This is a genomic window from Sphingopyxis sp. CR5 (genome assembly GCF_059693785.1).
Genome location: NZ_JCATIE010000010.1, coordinates 19290 through 36061, shown reverse-complemented (window position 1 = coordinate 36061; position 16772 = coordinate 19290). Strand labels below are relative to the sequence as shown.

General features: G+C 64.1%; 14 protein-coding genes. 2 read left to right on the top strand and 12 right to left on the bottom strand.

What is annotated here, in order from left to right; genetic code table 11:
• Nucleotides 1–4: 4 nt before the first annotated feature.
• On the bottom strand, nucleotides 5–1540 hold the full coding sequence (locus AC58D2_RS15480; protein WP_497391854.1) for a BCCT family transporter: 1536 nt from the start codon (nucleotides 1538–1540) through the stop codon (nucleotides 5–7).
• A 115-nt stretch (nucleotides 1541–1655) separates the two neighbouring features.
• Between AC58D2_RS15480 and AC58D2_RS15475 the strand changes: the two genes are divergently transcribed.
• Nucleotides 1656–2138 (top strand): hypothetical protein, encoded by a 483-nt coding sequence (locus tag AC58D2_RS15475; protein WP_497391852.1) that lies wholly within the window; start codon nucleotides 1656–1658, stop codon nucleotides 2136–2138.
• 38 nt (nucleotides 2139–2176) lie between these two features.
• Here the strand turns inward: AC58D2_RS15475 and AC58D2_RS15470 are convergent, their stop codons facing one another.
• Nucleotides 2177–2737, bottom strand: a complete 561-nt coding sequence (locus tag AC58D2_RS15470; RefSeq protein WP_497391850.1) for a hypothetical protein — start codon at nucleotides 2735–2737, stop codon at nucleotides 2177–2179.
• A 207-nt stretch (nucleotides 2738–2944) separates the two neighbouring features.
• Between AC58D2_RS15470 and AC58D2_RS15465 the strand changes: the two genes are divergently transcribed.
• Nucleotides 2945–3286 (top strand): UrcA family protein, encoded by a 342-nt coding sequence (locus AC58D2_RS15465; protein ID WP_497391848.1) that lies wholly within the window; start codon nucleotides 2945–2947, stop codon nucleotides 3284–3286.
• Between the two features lie 64 nt (nucleotides 3287–3350).
• On the opposite strand, the gene AC58D2_RS15460 is transcribed toward AC58D2_RS15465, so the two are convergent.
• The 10 genes from AC58D2_RS15460 to AC58D2_RS15415 all read right to left on the bottom strand — a co-directional run bounded on the left by AC58D2_RS15460 (nucleotide 3351) and on the right by AC58D2_RS15415 (nucleotide 16715).
• Nucleotides 3351–4082 carry a LytR/AlgR family response regulator transcription factor gene (locus AC58D2_RS15460; protein ID WP_497391846.1) on the bottom strand — a complete coding sequence of 244 codons (732 nt, stop codon included), beginning with the start codon at nucleotides 4080–4082 and terminating at the stop codon, nucleotides 3351–3353.
• A gap of 7 nt (nucleotides 4083–4089) precedes the next feature.
• Nucleotides 4090–5262: a sensor histidine kinase gene (locus AC58D2_RS15455; RefSeq protein WP_497391844.1), complete on the bottom strand. Its 1173-nt coding sequence runs from the start codon at nucleotides 5260–5262 to the stop codon at nucleotides 4090–4092.
• 82 nt (nucleotides 5263–5344) lie between these two features.
• Nucleotides 5345–6811, bottom strand: coding sequence for an MATE family efflux transporter (locus tag AC58D2_RS15450; RefSeq protein WP_497391842.1), 1467 nt, complete (start codon nucleotides 6809–6811; stop codon nucleotides 5345–5347).
• The gene (locus AC58D2_RS15445) at nucleotides 6808–9714 is read right to left on the bottom strand and encodes a valine--tRNA ligase (RefSeq protein ID WP_497391840.1); all 2907 of its coding nucleotides are present in this window, start codon (nucleotides 9712–9714) and stop codon (nucleotides 6808–6810) included. The genes AC58D2_RS15450 and AC58D2_RS15445 overlap by 4 nt, the downstream gene beginning before the upstream one ends.
• 156 nt (nucleotides 9715–9870) lie before the next feature.
• Nucleotides 9871–11946 carry a dipeptidyl-peptidase 5 gene (locus tag AC58D2_RS15440; protein ID WP_497391838.1) on the bottom strand — a complete coding sequence of 692 codons (2076 nt, stop codon included), beginning with the start codon at nucleotides 11944–11946 and terminating at the stop codon, nucleotides 9871–9873.
• Between the two features lie 102 nt (nucleotides 11947–12048).
• On the bottom strand, nucleotides 12049–13683 hold the full coding sequence (locus AC58D2_RS15435) for a recombinase family protein (protein ID WP_497391836.1): 1635 nt from the start codon (nucleotides 13681–13683) through the stop codon (nucleotides 12049–12051).
• A gap of 76 nt (nucleotides 13684–13759) precedes the next feature.
• The gene (locus AC58D2_RS15430) at nucleotides 13760–13957 is read right to left on the bottom strand and encodes a hypothetical protein (protein WP_497391834.1); all 198 of its coding nucleotides are present in this window, start codon (nucleotides 13955–13957) and stop codon (nucleotides 13760–13762) included.
• Nucleotides 13944–14180: a helix-turn-helix transcriptional regulator gene (locus tag AC58D2_RS15425; RefSeq protein WP_497391832.1), complete on the bottom strand. Its 237-nt coding sequence runs from the start codon at nucleotides 14178–14180 to the stop codon at nucleotides 13944–13946. Before AC58D2_RS15425 ends, AC58D2_RS15430 begins: the two co-directional genes overlap by 14 nt.
• A gap of 616 nt (nucleotides 14181–14796) precedes the next feature.
• The gene (locus AC58D2_RS15420) at nucleotides 14797–15273 is read right to left on the bottom strand and encodes a TIR domain-containing protein (RefSeq protein WP_497391830.1); all 477 of its coding nucleotides are present in this window, start codon (nucleotides 15271–15273) and stop codon (nucleotides 14797–14799) included.
• Nucleotides 15274–15275: 2 nt separating this feature from the next.
• Entirely contained in the window at nucleotides 15276–16715 is a 1440-nt protein-coding gene (locus tag AC58D2_RS15415) for an SIR2 family protein (RefSeq protein ID WP_497391828.1), read from the bottom strand.
• Nucleotides 16716–16772 lie beyond the last annotated feature (57 nt).

The window sequence follows — 16772 nt, the reverse complement described above, 5'->3', positions numbered from 1 at the left end:
CTGTCTAACCGGTGACGGCGGGGGCGGTGTCGTGCCGCCCCCGTATCGCCATCGCGCCGACCGACAGGGCCGCGCCGCAGATCACGAACAAGGCCGGGAATCCTCCGAGGATCGACATCATGCGGATGCCGTCGATACCCGATGCGGCGACCAGAATGATTGCGACAAGACCGACGGTCACCCCCCAGACCACCTTGACCCACAAGGGCGCTTCGGGCGTTTCGGGCGAGATGCCGTGCGTCGAAAGCGCGCTCATCGCCGAGACATTGCTGTCCGCGGCGGTGACATAGGACAGGAAGATGGCGGCAATCAGCACGACAAATACGGGAAGGCCGCCGCCAAGGTCGCTGAAGAGTCGATAGAGCAGGGGGTCGGGCCCGGCGCTGGTGAGGAGCGCATAGAGATTGCCCCCCGCCTGCTGATCGAGCGCGATTGTCGTGCCTGCGACGATCGTCATCCAGGCGGCACCGAACATCGCGGGCAACAGCAGGTTGAACAGAATGAAGACGCGGACCGTGTAGCCAACCGCGAGGCGACCCAGAAAAAGAGCGGTGACCGGGGCCCAGGCGAACCAGTTGGCCCAGTTGAAGACCGTCCATTGCCGGTGCCACCCGGTATCGACGTCGAGGCCGAGGCTCCGCGGAAAGAAGGTCGCGGCGTAATCGCGTGCGCCCGACAGCCCGAGGCCGGCGAGGCGGTCGCTCGGCCCGGCAACGAGCACGAAAAGCAGCACGGCAAAAAAGAGCCAGACATTGAGCAGCGACAGGCGCGTGATCCCGCGTTGCAGCCCCAGGGCCGCCGACACGACGAAGGTCGCGACGATCGCGCCCGCGATCGCCCAGCGGAGCGCCGGACCGCCGGAAAAATGGCCAAGGCCCTCGATCCCGCCGGCGAGCGCCAATATGCCCGCGCCCAGCGATGCCGCCATCCCGGCCACAAGCGCGAACAGGCACAATATGTCGATGACCGTTCCGACGGTACCGTGCGCTCGTTTGCCGATCAGCGGCACGAACAGCGATGAAAGGCTGAAGGGTTCGGAGCGATTATAGTAGAGGAGGGCAAAGGCGAGCGCCGCGACGGTGTAGATGGCATAGGGCGTCAGCGTCCAGTGCAGGAACATCGTCGACATGGCGAAGGTCGCGGCCGCGTCGGTTCCCGGCTCCAGGCCCAGCATCGCGGGCGGATCGTTGAGGTGGAACAGCGGCTCTGCGGCACCCCAGAACAAGATGCCGGTCGCGATCGTGGTGCACAAGGTAACCGCGAACCACCGCCAGCGTCCCAGCAGCGGCGTGGCGCCGACGCCGCCTATCACGGTCTTTCCGAATGGCGAAACCGCGACGAAACCCAGCAACAGCAGGAAGGCGACGCTCGTAACCGAAAAGGCGGCACCGAAATTGTCCAGGATCCAGTCGTTGATCGCCGTTTCGGCCGCGACGAACGCGGTGCCTTGCCAGAGGCTGAGGAGCAGCGCGGCGACGAGCACGCCGAGGGGGACGAAGAATACCGGGCGATTGATCGGGTGGAGAATGGGAGCGGCCATGTAGGCGGCAGCATGGCCGGTCGGTGAAGCGGGGTCAAATCCCGCGCCGATGGGAACGCAATGTGCGACGAAGCGTTCTGGCCGCGAATAGCGTTCCGACCGCAGGAGACATGCGATGACCAAATTTGTTCCGACCGTCGTCACGGCGCTTGCCGTGGCGATCGCCACGCCGGCTCTGGCGCTCCAGCCCACAAGCGACGGGAAGGACGACCTGGCCCAGGCGGTCAGCGAATTGTCGCAGGTCGACGAGAATGCGGACGCCGCGGCTCCGAAGAAGCCGGACGGAACGACGCCCGAGGAACGTGCCAATACGGCGCGGCTGAATGCCGAACAGGCGGCGAGGGCCCGTTCGGAAAAGATCGCTTATGAGCAGCAGGTCCAGGCCGCCGCACAGGAAGAGGCCGATGCCCGGGCGAGCTATGCCGAAGAAACGGCGGCCTATGAGGCCGAAAAGGCGCGGGTCGCTGCTATGTCGGCCGAGGAACGGATGCGGTTCGAAGCCCGGAAAAAGCAGTGGGAGGCCGATGTCGCTGCGTGCAAGGCCGGCCATTCCGATCGTTGCGCCCAGCCGTCCGATCCCAAATCCTCCAACCCCTGAACCGGTCGCCGATCCGCTGAGGATTGGCCGGCGGGCCGCTATTTCGTCTGGGGCTTGGCCGCGGGCAGGGCGACGGCGACCGGCTGCGGGGTCGGGACGGCGGGGACGCTGTCGCCGGACAAGATGACCATTCGGGAATTGCCGACGTTTCGCTCGGAGAGCGTCGTCGAAGTATCGGCTGCACCTGCATTGGCCAAGGGATCGCTCGCTGGCCCGTCGACTTCGGCATACAGGCCGTTGGCCTCGCCGGCGGCGGGCGCAGGATATTCGATCGCCACCGGATCGAGGGCGCGATAGTCGTCTCCCGTGCGATCGTAGCGCGCGTGGCGCAGTCGTGCGGCGGCGGCCGCGCCATCGGCGCATCCGATGCACCGGGGCGCAAGAGGCTGGCTGTCGGTGGTCACCGAGTCGGGATTGCCGCTCAATTCGGCAAAGCTCGAAGGTATTTCGCTTGTTGTCGCGGCGCCGTACAGTCCGTCTCCTACCGCGACCTGTCCGAGCAGCCATCCCGCAACCAGTCCCGAACCCGCCGCGACGACCCCGTAAAGGAGGTAGCGGTGCCACCGCGCGGTGCCGTTCCCGCTCGATCCTGCGGTCACGGAAAAGGCTCCCCGCCGGCCGGACGTTGGTCGATCCGTGAACGTCCTTCATCCTTCAATCGAGCATTCGATGGGGCCGATCGAACCTTGGATGCGTTGCGGGGCAATCTGACCGAGATATCGAACTGCGAGGTGCGGGGGCACCGGTCTCCCCGGTCCGGACTTCCGCATCTCGCGTCTCCCCCTCGGTTCGAAAGGACTGCCCCCATGGTGAAACTTTCCCTCTTCCTTCTCGCCGCGCCGATGGCTGCGGCCAGCGCTGTTCCTGCCGTTGCGGCCGACGAAACAGGTGAACGGCGTGCCTATGTGCACTACAGCGACCTCGACCTGTCGACCGCCGAAGCCCGTGCCGCCTTGCGCGCTCGCGTCGCGAGAGCCGCGCAAAAAGTGTGCGATGGCGGGTCCATCAATCGCCTTACCCTTGGCGAACAGCGCCGATATGTCAAATGCCGCACCGTGGCGCTGCGCAGCGCCGAACCCCAACTGGCACTATTGTTCGAGGGCAAGAAGCTGGCGAGTGGAGGTCCCTTGCACGTGGCGGCGAATTGACCGACGCGGTGCCGAAAGACGGTCATGCCGAAAGGCATGGCCGCCTTTTGTTGAAAGCCAGCGCCTAGTCCTGCTGCATGATCGCCTTGACGTCGTGCAGATAGGTGCGTCCAATCCGGTGGGCGCCGCCTTCGCCGAGATCGACGCTCCAGGCCCCGTCGCCATGATGTTTCAGGCCGACGATGCCGTCGCGGCGCACCATTTTCGACCGATGGATCCGCATGAACTGGTCCGGATCCATCCGCGCTTCGAGCGTCTTGATCGTCTGGTGGATCAGCCAGCTTCGAGCCCCGACGTGCAGGCGCATATAGTCGCGTTCGGCCTCGATAAGGTCGACATGCTTGGCATCGATCCGCAGCATCTCGCCGCGGTTCTGGACCCAGAACTCTTCGATCCACTGACTCTTTTTCTGGCTGGGCCGGCCGGTGGCGCGCCAGTCGCGTACGCGGTCGAGCGCCTTGCCGAGGCGTGCGGGCGATACGGGCTTCAACAGGTAATCGACCGCTGCGACGTCGAAGGCGGCGACCGCATAGCGATCGAACGCCGTAACGAAGACCACGGCGGGCGGGCTGTCGAGCTTTTCGATTGCCGCGGCGACTTCGAGTCCGTTGAGGTCGGGCATGGCGATATCACAGAGCAGAAGATCGGGAGCGAGCGCCTCGACCATCCTCAGCGCCGAGGCGCCGTCGCTCGCCGTGCCGACCAGCGAGACACCGTCCTGCTGGCCCGCCAATATCTGCAATCGTTCGATCGCGAGCGGTTCGTCGTCGACAATCAGCGTGCGCAGCGTCTGCATTGTTCCGTCAGCATCCCTGTTGAGTAAGTGGCAGCCACAAAGACACAAAGAAGCCGCCGTCGTCGGCGCGGCCCCATTCGCAACCTGCCGACGGACCATAGCGCGTCAACAGTCGTTCGCGGACGTTGCCCAGCCCCAGCCCGGTCCCAGGCTCGGGCGCCGGGACCGCCGGGTCGATGTCGTTTTCGACGCGCAGTACGAGCAATCCATATTCGCTCGTCGCAGTCAGGCGGATGCCGATCTTTCCCTTGCTCGGTGCAACGCCGTATTTGATCGCATTTTCGATGATCGGCTGAAGGATCAGGACCGGGACACAGGCGTTTTTCAGCTCGGCCGGCATATCGACCGCGACCTGGAGCCGGTCGGGAAAGCGGGCCTGCTCGATGTCCAGATATAGTTGCTGGAGGGCGATTTCCTCGTCCAGGCTGACAAACTGTTCGGGATCGACTTCCAGGCTCGAGCGCAGGAAAGCCGACAGGTTCATGATCATCGCTTCGGCCTCGGTCTTCGACCCGCGCATGACGAGGGTCGAGAGCGAATTGAGCGTGTTGAACAGGAAGTGGGGATTGACCTGATAGTGCAGCGCGCGAAGCTGCGCATTCTTCGCCTCCAGCCGGTAATTGTTCGCGCGCCGCTCGACCGCCCGCATCTCGTTTGCATAACCGAAGGCGACGTAGAGCGCGGCCCACACGGCGAAGAAGAAATACCAGCGGATCGAGCTGTCGAGAATGAGCATCATTTCCCAGGCGACGGGGAATTTCGACTGCACCTCCTCGATGATCTGCGCGGTGTCTTGCGACGGGAACCAGTAAAAGAAGACGAGCAGGTTCACCGTGGCGTAGAGGATGACGAGCGGAATCGCCGCGCCCATCGCCGCGGCAAGGCGCGCGCCGAAGCTGCGCGGCTGCGCCCGCTGGAGCAACTGGTAAAGGGTGAAGGTACAGAAAATCCCGGCCAGCACGACGAGGCCGCGGCGGCCGATGAACGCCCACTGGTCGGGCGCGCCCGAGAGCATGGCGAGGCCCGTCGTGATCAGGAAATAGATGAGCCACATCGCGACGATCGATCCGATTGCGACACGCGGATCGATGCGCGCGTCCGAAGCGCGCCAGTCTGGTGCGGCGGCGAGGAGGCGCGCGCGCTTGTCGCGCTGCATCACCCTGGGATCCGAAACCTTCATTCTGCCCCCCTAACGCACCCGCGCTGGAAAAAGCCAGCGGTCCCCGCGCCACCAGTCGAACCGGGCGGGGAGTTGGTCGAATCTACTCCTGGCCGGTGTCGCCCGGCTGGTGCAGCGTCCGGCGCCAGTTGCCGCGTTTGTAGACGATCCAGGCCATCGCCAGCGAAGCGAGCGAGGACAGCGGAAAGCTCCACCAGATCGCGTCGCCGCCGAGTGAGGGATAGCCGAGCCAATAGATGCCGAGGCGGATGGGGAACATCGAGAGGAAAAGGATGATCAAGGGCGGCACCACCGCGCCGTTCGCGCGCAAGGTGCCGATGACGACGATGGTGGTTCCGAAGGGGAGGAAGGTCCAGGTCGCGATGAGCTGGATATGGCGGGCAATCTCGATCGCTTCGCTACCGCTGCCGAGGAAGAGGCCGAGTGCGGCGCGATCGAAGGCGAGGAGCAGCGCGATCAGCACCCCGGTCATCGCGAGATTGATGGCGATGCCGCTGTTGGTGATCGACGTGACCCGGTCCCAGCGGTGCGCGCCGATATTCTGCGCCGCCATCGCACTGACCGCGGCACCGACCGCGAGCGCGGGCATCTGGACATAGTTCCACAGCTGGAGCGTCGCGCCATAGGCGGCCGCGGTATCGAGCCCCTCGCGGTTGACGAGGCCGACCATGATCAGGCCCGCGCTCGAAATGACGAGCATCTGCGCGCCCATCGGCAGCCCGCGGCCGATGATGAAACGCAATTCCTCGGCATTGGGGAGAAGATAGGCGAGTTCGCGTCCGCGCAGGCGCAGCACATGATCCCTGGCATAGAACCAGACGAGCATCGCGATCAGGCTGATCGTCCCGGCGATCGCGGTCGCGAGCGCGCTGCCCGTGATGCCGAGCCGGGGAAAGGGGCCGAGGCCGAGGATCAGCACCGGGTTGAGGACGATATCGAGCCCGACCGACAGGATCATGAAGCGCAGCGGGGTCACGGCATCGCCCGCGCCGCGCGAGGCCATCATCAGCGTGACCATCAACATGCTCGCCGGGATCGCGACGAAGGTGACGCGCAGATAGTCGTGCGCGAGGCCGAAGGCTTCGGGGGGCGTTTCGAGCAGGCGCAGGATCGCGTCCGACGCGAACCAGCCGACGACGGCGATGACGAGAGAGAAGATCAGCGCCAGGCCGATCGCGCCGCCGCTGGCGCGCCGCGCCGCGTCGATGTCGCCGCGTCCGATCGACTGGCCGATAAGGACGGTCGCCGCCATGCCGAAGCCGAAGAAGGTCGCGAACATCAGGAACATGATGATGTTCGCGTTGGCAGTCGCCGCGAGTGCGCTTTCGCCGAGAAACTGCCCGACCCACACCGAATTGACCGACCCCGACAGCGTCTGGAGGATGTTCGACGCCAGCGTCGGCAGCGCGAAGACGATCAGCGTCTTGGTAATCGGCCCATTCGTCAGGTCCATCCGCCCGCCGCCGCGCGCGGTCTGCCGCGGCGGCACCGGCCCAGACGCGGGGTCGGCGGCAGCGGCAACCGGCTGGGCTGGGGCCTCGCCGCTCACCCCAGCCGCGCCAGCGCGGCGGTCAGGCGTTCAGCCTCGGCGGCCTTGGCATCATGGTCGGCGCGCGCCTTCTCGACCGCTTCGGGCTTGGCGCGTTCGACGAAATTCGGGTTCGACAGGCGGCCGGCGAGGCTGTCGCGCTCCTTCGTCGCGGCGGCAAGCGCCTTGCTCAGCCGGTCGCGTTCGGCGGCGATATCGATTACGCCTTCGAGCGGCACGGTGATCGTCTCGCCTTCGACGACGAGCTGCGCCGATGCGCCGGCGGGAGCGGGATCGAAGCTGACCCGCTCAAGTCGCGCGAGACGGTCGAGCTGGGCCGCGAGTGTGTCGGTGCGCTGTTTAAGCGCGGCCGGGAAATGCGCGGTCAGACGCGCACCCGGCGGCAGGCCGAGTTCGGCCTTGGCGCCGCGCAGTTCGCCGACCAGCTTGATCAACCAGTCGATGTCGGCGCTCGCCTCGGCATCGCGCTCCACGTTCGGCGCGGGCCATTTGGCGGTGATCAGCGGATAATCGGCACGGTCGCCGAGCCCGGTCCACAGCTCTTCGGTGATGAAGGGCATGAAGGGGTGGAGCATGACGAGGATCTGGTCGAGCACCCAGCCCGCGACGGCGCGGGTTTCGGCTGCCTCGTCCCCCTCCCGCTTGCGGGAGGGGTTAGGGGTGGGCATGTCCCCATCGGTCGGCGCAGAAGTCGGCCCACCCCCGACCCCTCCCGCAAGCGGGAGGGGGGAAAGCACCGGCTTGATCAGTTCGAGATACCAATCGCAGAACCGATCCCACGCAAAGCTGTAGATCGCATTGGCGGCGTCGTCGAAGCGATAGGCGGCGAAAGCCTTGTCGATCGCGGTGACGGTGTCGGCGACTTCGCCGATGATCCAGCGGTTGACGGGCAGGGTGGCGGCGGGCGCTTCGATGCTGGTCGAGGCCGAAATGCCATTGGCTTCGCAGAAGCGCGCGGCGTTCCACAGCTTGGTCGCGAAATTGCGATAGCCCGCGAGGCGCGCGTCATCCATCTTGATGTCGCGGCCTTGGCTTTCCATTGCGCTCATGAAGAAGCGCAGCGCGTCGGCGCCATATTGGTCGATCAGACCGAGCGGATCGACGACATTGCCCTTCGACTTCGACATCTTCGCCCCGTCGGGCGCGCGGACGAGGCCGTGGAGATAGAGCGTCTTCCACGGCACTTCGTTCAGGAAATGCATCCCCTGCATGGCCATACGCGCATCCCAGAAAAACAGGATGTCGAAGCCCGAGATGAGGACATCGTTCGGATAGTGGCGGGCGAGGAGGGATTGCGCGCTGCCCCCCAATTCCGTTTGTGCTGAGCTTGTCGAAGCACCGTTCTTTCCTTCTCCGTCGGAAGAAGAGAAGGACGGCCCTTCGACAAGCTCAGGGCGAACGGAGTTTTGTGGATCGTCCTCGGGCCAGCCGAGCGTCGCGAAAGGCCAGAGGGCAGAGGAGAACCAGGTGTCGAGGACGTCGGGGTCGCGTGTCAGGACAATCTCGTCACCCGCTTCGGCCCGTGCCTCTTCTTCGGTTTCGGCAACGAAGATGCGGCCATCCTCGGCATACCACGCCGGAATACGGTGCCCCCACCAGAGCTGGCGCGAGACGCACCAGGGCTGGATATTTTCCATCCAGTTGAAGAAGGTTTTTTCCCACGTCTTGGGGACGATGTTGATGCGCCCGTCGCGCACCGCCTGCATCGGGGGCTGCGCGAGCGTTTCGGCGTCGACATACCATTGATCGGTCAGCCAGGGCTCGATCACCACGCCGCCGCGGTCACCGAAGGGCGTCTGGATCGTGCGCGGCTCTGCGTCATGCTCCACGCCGTCCTTGTCGGTGTGCGGGATCAGGAAGCCGCCTTCCTTCATTCGCTGCACGACCAGCTCGCGCGCGCCGTCCTTCCCATCGCGCTTGAAGCGATGGAGGCCCAGATACTCGTCGGGGATCAACCCGTCGGCGGTCTGGATGACGTTCGCATCGCCATCGAGCATGTTGAGCATCTCGGCGGGTTTGAAGCCCGCGCGCTTGCCGACCTCGAAGTCGTTGAAATCATGCCCCGGCGTGATCTTCACCGCGCCGCTGCCCAGTTCAGGATCGGCATGTTCGTCGGCGACCACCTTGAAGCGGCGCCCGGTGATCGGCTGGAGGATGTCCTTGCCGATCACGCTTTTGTAACGTTCGTCGTCGGGATGCACCGCGACCGCCATGTCGGCGAGCATCGTTTCGGGGCGCGTCGTCGCGACCTCGATATAGTCGCGACCATCATCAAGGGTGACGCCGTCGGCGAGCGGATATTTGAAGTGCCAGAAGCCGCCGTTCACCTCATGCGTCTCGACCTCGAGGTCGCTGATCGCGGTCTTCAGCTTGGGATCCCAGTTCACGAGGCGCTTGTCGCGATAGATCAGGCCCTGCTTGTGCAGGTCGACGAACACCTTGACGACGGCGCGGGTGAAATGCGGGTCCATCGTGAATTGCTCGCGCGACCAGTCCATCGAGCAGCCGAGGCGGCGGAGCTGGCCGGTGATCTGGCCGCCGCTTTCCGCCTTCCACTGCCACACCTTTTCGACGAATTCCTCGCGCGTATAGTTGGTGCGCTTGTCCTGCCGCTCTTCGAGCTGGCGCTCGACCACCATCTGCGTCGCGATGCCGGCATGATCCATGCCGACGACCCACAGCGCATCCTTACCGCGCAGCCGCTCGTAACGGACGAGGACGTCCTGCAACGTATTGTCGAGCGCATGGCCGATATGGAGCGCGCCGGTGACGTTCGGCGGCGGGTTGACGATCGTGAAAGGCTGCGCGTCGGGGCGCGCGGGGCGATAGAGCCCGCGGCTCTCCCACGCATGGGACCATTTCGCCTCGATGGCGGCGGGATCGAACGTCTTTTCCATTGGCATAGCCGGGCGCCTTTGCCAGTCGGGGAGCGCAGCGGCAAGGGGGAACGAACCCCTCTTTCATCATGCCGGACTTGATCCGGCATCCCGCTTTCGACGCCGAAAGGAAAAAGCGGGACCCCGGATCAAGTCCGGGGTGACGAGATAAGGGGGACGCGCCTACTTCTTCAGATACTCACCGAGCCAGTCGAACACGGTGCGGTGCCACTGGACGCTGTTTGCACCCTTCAGCACCCAATGATTCTCGTCGGGAAAAACCAGCAGTTCGGACGGCACGCCGCGGCGCTGGAGCGCGGTGAAGGCGGCGATCCCCTGCGTATAGGGAATGCGGAAATCCTTCTCGCTGGTGATGACCAGCATCGGGGTCTGCCATTTGGCGACATGGTTCACCGGGTTCCATTTCTCGAACTCCTCGGGAACCTCGAAATAGGCGCCGCCATGTTCCCATTCGTCGAACCACAGCTCTTCGGTCTCATAGGCCATCGCGCGCGCGTCGAAGACGCCGTCGTGCTGAACGAGGCATTTGAAGCCATCGGTCCACTGGCCCTCGATCCAGTTCATCATATAGCCGCCATAGGAGGCGCCGAGCGCGCAGGCGTTGGCGATGTCGAGCTGCCCGTCCTGCTTCCCCGCCGCGGCAAGGCCAAGCTTCAGATCCTGAAGCGGCTTGCCGCCCCAATCCTTGTTGATGCTATCGGTGAAGGCCTGGCCGTAACCGGTCGAGCCGTGGAAATCGACGGTGACCACGCCATAGCCCTGCTGCGCGAACAGGCGCGGGTTCCAGCGCGTCGACCAGCTGTTGCCGAAGCTGCCCTGCGGGCCGCCGTGGACGAAGAAGGCGACGGGCAGTTTCTGGACCGGGCTGACGGGCTTCAGGATCATGCCCCACACCTTGTCGCCATTCGCGCCCGCAAACTGCATCCGTTCGACTTCGACCTTGTCGAACTGGGCGAGCGTATCGGCGTTGGCGGCGGTGAGCTGCGTCACCTTGCCCTTGGCGTCGCGGGCGTAGATGTCGGTCGGCATCAATATGCTGTTGCGCGTGTAGACAAGGCTGCCGTCGGCGAGCGGGGTGACGTCGCCGATATTGCCTTCGGTCGGCTGGTTCGAGGCTTTGAGCCGTTCGACCTTGCCGCTCGCGGCATCGACGCGAAAGACAGGGTGGTCCAGCACGTCCTGCGCGGTGACATAGAGCGACTTGCCATCCGCCGCCCATGCGATCGAACCGACCGAGCGGTCCCACCCGTCGGTGAGCTTTCGCGTTTCCCCGGTTTCGAGGTTGCGCAGCATCAGCACGACGCGGTCGCTTTCGTATCCCGGTCGCGCCATCGCGCCATAGGCGAGCCATTTGCCGTCGGGCGAGGGAGCGGGAAGGGTATCGGTCGCCCGATTGTCTTGGGTCAGGTTGACCGGCATAATCCGCGCGTCGACCTTGGCCTGATAGATGTCGAGATTGGTCGAGCGTGGCTCGTCGCGGTCGGACTTTCGGAGCGCAAAATAGACGGTGCGGCTGTCGGTCCCCCATGCGAGCTCCTCGCCGCCGCCGAAGGGTTTTGACGGCGTGTCGCCGACGAGTCCGGCGTCGAGCGGGCGGCCCACGGTCGCCTTGCCATCGACGAGGTCGAACACGAACGGACGACTGTAGGTGCCCGGCGTTTCCCACTGATCCCAATGGCGCACAAAGCCGACGCCATCCTTGTAGAGCCGGCCGCTGCCGGGGCCGACGAGCGCGCCCTTGTCCTTCGCCTCGCAGCCAAAGCTCGTGCATTCCTTCGGCACGTCGCCCCAGACGAGCAGGCGCTTGCCGTCGGGAGAAATCTTGAAGCCGGCGACGCTGGCCTTCTCGTCGGTGACCTGCGTCGCGGCGCCCGCGTCGAGGCCTGCGGCGACACGCCAGATCTGGTCGCTGCCCGAGGCGTCGGAAATGAAATAAAGGAGGCCGTCGGGGCCGAAGGCGGGCGAGCTTTCATTCTTGCCCGCCACATCGGCGATCCGCACCGGCTGTGCCCCCTTCGCCTTGCGGTCGACGAGCCACAGTCCGGTCGATCGCTTGTAGGTTTGGGGCGCGGTTTCGGTGATCTGGAATGCGACCCAGCGCCTGTCGGGCGACGCGGCTGGAGCGGCGACGCGCTTCATAGTCGCGAGGTCGACCTCGGTCATCGGGCGCGCAAACGCGGGAGTTGCAGAAAGGACGGCGGTTAGCGCGGCGGTGCCGGCAAGAAGATGGTTTCGCATGTGACGGGTTTAACCGCACCACGCGCGCGTTCAACCCCGTTCATGGCGTTGATCGTCGACGTCGGATTTGGGGGTGGGGGAGCGGACATCCCCCAGCCTTTGTCATTCCCGCGAACCCGGGCACACCTTTGTTACAACTCGGTCGGTGCCCGGTTGCGCGTTGTCATTCACGAAGTCGAGAATACCCATCAGCGAGCCATGTAGCGTGGCATGAACCTCGCCGCGCTTCTCGCCGGAATGCAGCACGATCTTGCCGACGAGCGAGCGGATGTCGGCTGACGCATCGAGCCGTGCGTGCGGGTCTTTGAGTGTTTCGGTGAGTCTGGCGACCTTGCGCTTGTAGATCTCGGCAATGCCGGGATGGACATCGGGGATGCCAGCGGGCGTCTCGGCAAGCCGCGCGGTGATTTCGGCCTTCTCGTGTTCGAGTTCGGCCATGCGTGCCTTCATCGACGGCTGATAAAGCCCGTCCTCGATCGCCGCCATGATGCCCGCGATAGCCTTGTCGATCTTCGCAAGGGCACGGCTGTCGGCATCGGCCTGGATACGGCGCTCGCGATTCTCGCGGTTGATATGGTTCGCATAGGCGGCGACGGCCGCGTCGATCTTGTCAGCCGACACCAGCCGGTCGGCGATGCCCGCGAGCGCCCGACGCTCCAGTTCCTCGCGCCGGATCGTCCGGCTGTTGGAGCAGGTGCGGCTGCGATAATGGCCGACGCAGCCATAGCGGTCACTGACGACGATGGCGAAGGTACTGCCGCACTCACCGCATTCGAGCAGGCCTGAGAGCAGATAGGCTGGACGCCGCTTGCCATGCAGCGCCCGCGCCTGCGCCGCTGCCTTGATGCCCTTGTTCCGCGCGGCAAGCGCTTCCTGTTGGCGCTTGGCCGCGTCCCATAGCTCGTCGCTGACGATGCGCAGTTCGGGCACCGCCTTTCGCACCCACTCGGATTCGGGGTTGAGCCGGGTGACCTGCTTGCCGGTGGTCGGATCTTTCACATAATGTTTGTGGTTCCAGACGCGGACACCGACATAGAGTTCATTGTTCAGAACGCCGAGACCCCGGCGCGGCGTGCCCCGGATGCTCGTGTCGCGCCACGACTTTCCCGACGGCCCCGCAATGCCCTCGACGTTGAGGTCGCGTGCGATGGCGATGGGACTTTTGCCAGCGGCAAATTCTCGGAAGATGCGCTCGACGATCAGCGCTTGCGTGGGATCGACCTCGCGCTCGCCGCGCACCAGCTCACCTTCGCTGTTCAGGCGCCGGACCATGCGGTAGCCATAGCCGACCGCGCCGGCGGAGAAACCTTTCTCAACCCGCCCCCGCAGACCGCGATGCGTTTTCTTGGCGAGGTCTTTGAGGAACAGCGCATTCATCGTTCCCTTGAGCCCGACATGCAGCTCAGAGATTTCGCCTTCGGCGAGCGTGATCAGCGGCACCCGTGCGAACTGGAGATGCTTGTAGAGCGTCGCGACATCGGCCTGGTCGCGCGATACCCGGTCGAGTGCTTCGGCGACCACGATGTCGAACTTGCCGCCCTGCGCATCGGCGAGCAGCTTCTGGACGTCCGGCCGCAGGATCATGCTGTCGCCCGAGATGGCGGCATCGGCATAGCTCGCGACGATCTGCCACCCTTCGCGCTCCGCGCGCTCGCGGCAGAGGCGCTGCTGGTCGGCGATCGAGGCGGCATTCTGCTGGTCGGAGGAATAACGGGCATAGAGCGCGGCGCGGATCATAGCGTCTTCCTTTGCAATAGCGGGATGGAGCCCTGCACAGCCGGGTAAGACAGTCTCCCGCGCCAACACCCTATGGTCAATGCGTCGGCGCCTTCGGGTTTTTCAGAGGCTCGTTGTCGTTCGCCGCCTTGCGGGCACGGATATGCTCGCGGGCGATGTGGCGACCGATTGCTTCGGCGATACGCGTCAGCGCCGCATCGACAGCGGCGGGATCGACTACGCCATTATCGTTCGCGGCTACGATGCGGCCGTGCGGCTCGTCATCCTCTTGCATGACCGGCCCGCTGCGCATCGCGATTGTCGTTGTCGGCGCGGTAGGCAGGCGGGTCGGCGATCCAGCGGTTGACGGCGGACTCGTACCAGCCAGCACCGTGGACGCTGATCCGCACCTGCGGAGGGAAAGTGCCTTCGCCGATCTTGCGATATAGCGTCGAGCGGGAAAGCCCGGTGCGGGCGAGGACGGTCTGGAGGCGGATGATCCTATCAGGAACGGGCATGGGACATACTCCATCGGCTGACGGTGGCTGGGTTCCCCTGGGTTGAAGAATTGGCGACTCCTCCTTGCTTTGCAAGGACATGGGCACGGTCGTGCTACCCGGGGTGGCGGGGTCTGGCGTCTCCTGGCGTCCGTTGGCGTTTCGTGGCGGCCATTGGCGGGGCGGAAATATTTTTTCCATGTTGTCCCAGCGACCGGATTGGCGCCCAGACCGCATCGCTGCGCACGTCGCTCAGGAGGATCAAGCCGATCCGAATCGGCCAAGCTCAGATAAGGTCAAAGCGGGCTCGCCCATCGACATCGGGCGTCACCAGCGCCCGCGTCGCAGCGGTACACGGCGTCGCGCCCGAAGCCGCGACGAGCGCAGTTGCCAAGAATCTGGCGAGAAATAATCCATACGGCATCATTATCTTCCCCGTCCGCTGGCGGTCTGGTCGCCTCGGTTCATGGGCGGGGAAGATCGATCAAACGGCCAGGCCTGAAAACTACGGCCTTGCGGCGCCAAACCGCGCCAGCGAGCGCCAGCAGCGATGAGCAATCCTGAGCCAGCCGCGTGCTGCCGACAAGGGCTTGCCGCCCGCCGGTTAGAAAAGCTCCGCGCTGCCGGGTCTGCTATCCTAGCGTCCGGCGGCCTTTGCCGCAGTCTCTATCCAACTGCCGAGATTGGCGTAGCCGTTGTCGCTGACCCAATCATAGGTCGGGATCGAGACGACCACGCCATCACGCTTGAACGTCCACTGACTGAACGGATTGACGCCCTTGATGTCGGCTTTCTGCGCGGTGTCCTTGAGATTGTGGATGTAGACGCCCAAGAGACCGTTGCCCTTGGCCCAGCTTTGGGTGATCTCGTAATTCACATAGTCGCGGTTCGATGTCTCGGCGCCGATCAGCACGACCGTCACCGACGTACCCTTCAATTGCGCATCGATCCAGGCTTTGATCGCCCCGTCGCCCTTTTTCTTGACCTCTTCCCACGCCGCCTTGTCGAAGAAGCCCGATGCGACCCGCTCCTGCGTGACCCAGCTGTTGCGGACCTGTCCCGCCCGCCAGACGTCGCGCTCATAGTGGAAGCTGAAAAAGGTGTGGCGCGCCATGCCTATTCCTTTCTTAGGATGTCGATGATCTGAAGAATGGGATCGATAAGCTCGAGCGGATTGTCGACCTGCTGACCGAGCCGCTCGAACAGTGCATAGAAATTGTCATCGCGCTCCGGAAACGCGGTCTTCAGATCGGCCATCGTCTCGCGCCAGAATTCGGCCGATATCCCACCGCTCGCGCCGATCGGCAGACAATGCAGGCCCTCCTTGCGCGCGAGATCGAATTCTACGCGCATGCCGTCTGCTGGCACAACGCCGTCTGACTGAAGCTTGTTCCCCATCACGAAGATGGCGATTCCAGCCTGGGCGATCAGCTCTTCTCGGTAGCGCGCGAAAACGCGCGTGCGTTCGGCTTGGTCCTGTATCCCTGCCGGAAAGGGCCGCAGGATCAGATGGCTGTCGATGCTGCGTTGGCTGCTTGAATAGATTTGTTCGACCGCGCCGGTAACGATGGCGCTGCCAATTCCCAAACCAAAGCCGCTGGTGATGCGGCAGTCGCGATCGATCAGTGCCGACGAAAGACGCATCAGGAAATTCTCAGTGTTCTGTTGTCCCCACGGGCCATAGTCCGCCGCGCTTCCGGACATGAACACCGTCCGCTGCCGGAATCGGTTTGAGATCGTCCGCAGAAGCTCGGTAATATCGCCGAACTCGTCGACAAAAATGGTCTTGATGTTGAAACGCAGCAGGTCTTGGGCGACGAGATCCTGGCGTGTCTTGGCATACGTGAAGTCGGCCTCGGATTCGTCCGGTAGCTTCGAGCGGGTCTTGACGATGCAAAAATGCTGCCGTTGGTTCTTTTCGAAGCGTGAGCGTATGCGCGCCAGCACATAGTCGAGATTGGGATCGGTGAAGCTGAAGCCGAGGAACAGGAAGGTCCGCTCGACGAGATCACCGGTAAGCGCAGTGATGAACGGTGCGTGCGTCGTTGAGTAGCGCTCATAGTCGTCTTTGGTGAGCACGGCTTTGTCCGCATGCTCAATATCGCCGTGCATCTTATAGACTACGGCGTCGCGGCCGCGAACGGTTAGAGCGAGCTGTTCGATGGTGTATTTCGAGTCGACCCGCTTGCCGCTGTCTTTCAGGGCCTGTTCGATCAGCCGATCATAGTTGGTAGTCCAGTAGCTGCGGATCGGAAGGCGGGCGAGCAGCCGGTGATTTTCACTGGGCGCGGGCAAATCCGTGAATTGTTCAATAAGGAGCTGGTTGAGCTGATTTCGATTGCCGGCGTTTGTATTGAGGTGAAATTGGGCCAAGCCGACGAGATCGCTTTCCTTGTCGACATCGAGGCCCAACGGAGTGGCAATGGGTTTGAGAAGGCCGCGCCAATCTACAAAACCGGCCGCTTTGGAAAGGCCGGCCCCAATAAAAATGGCGGCATTGTCCTCGCGCAGTTCGGTCAGGAACTTGCCTATGAATTCCTCTGCGACGCGGTTCATCGATCACCCCCTGTCCAGCTTTATCGTCATCCGCAGGCGCTGCTGGACATTCCCTCA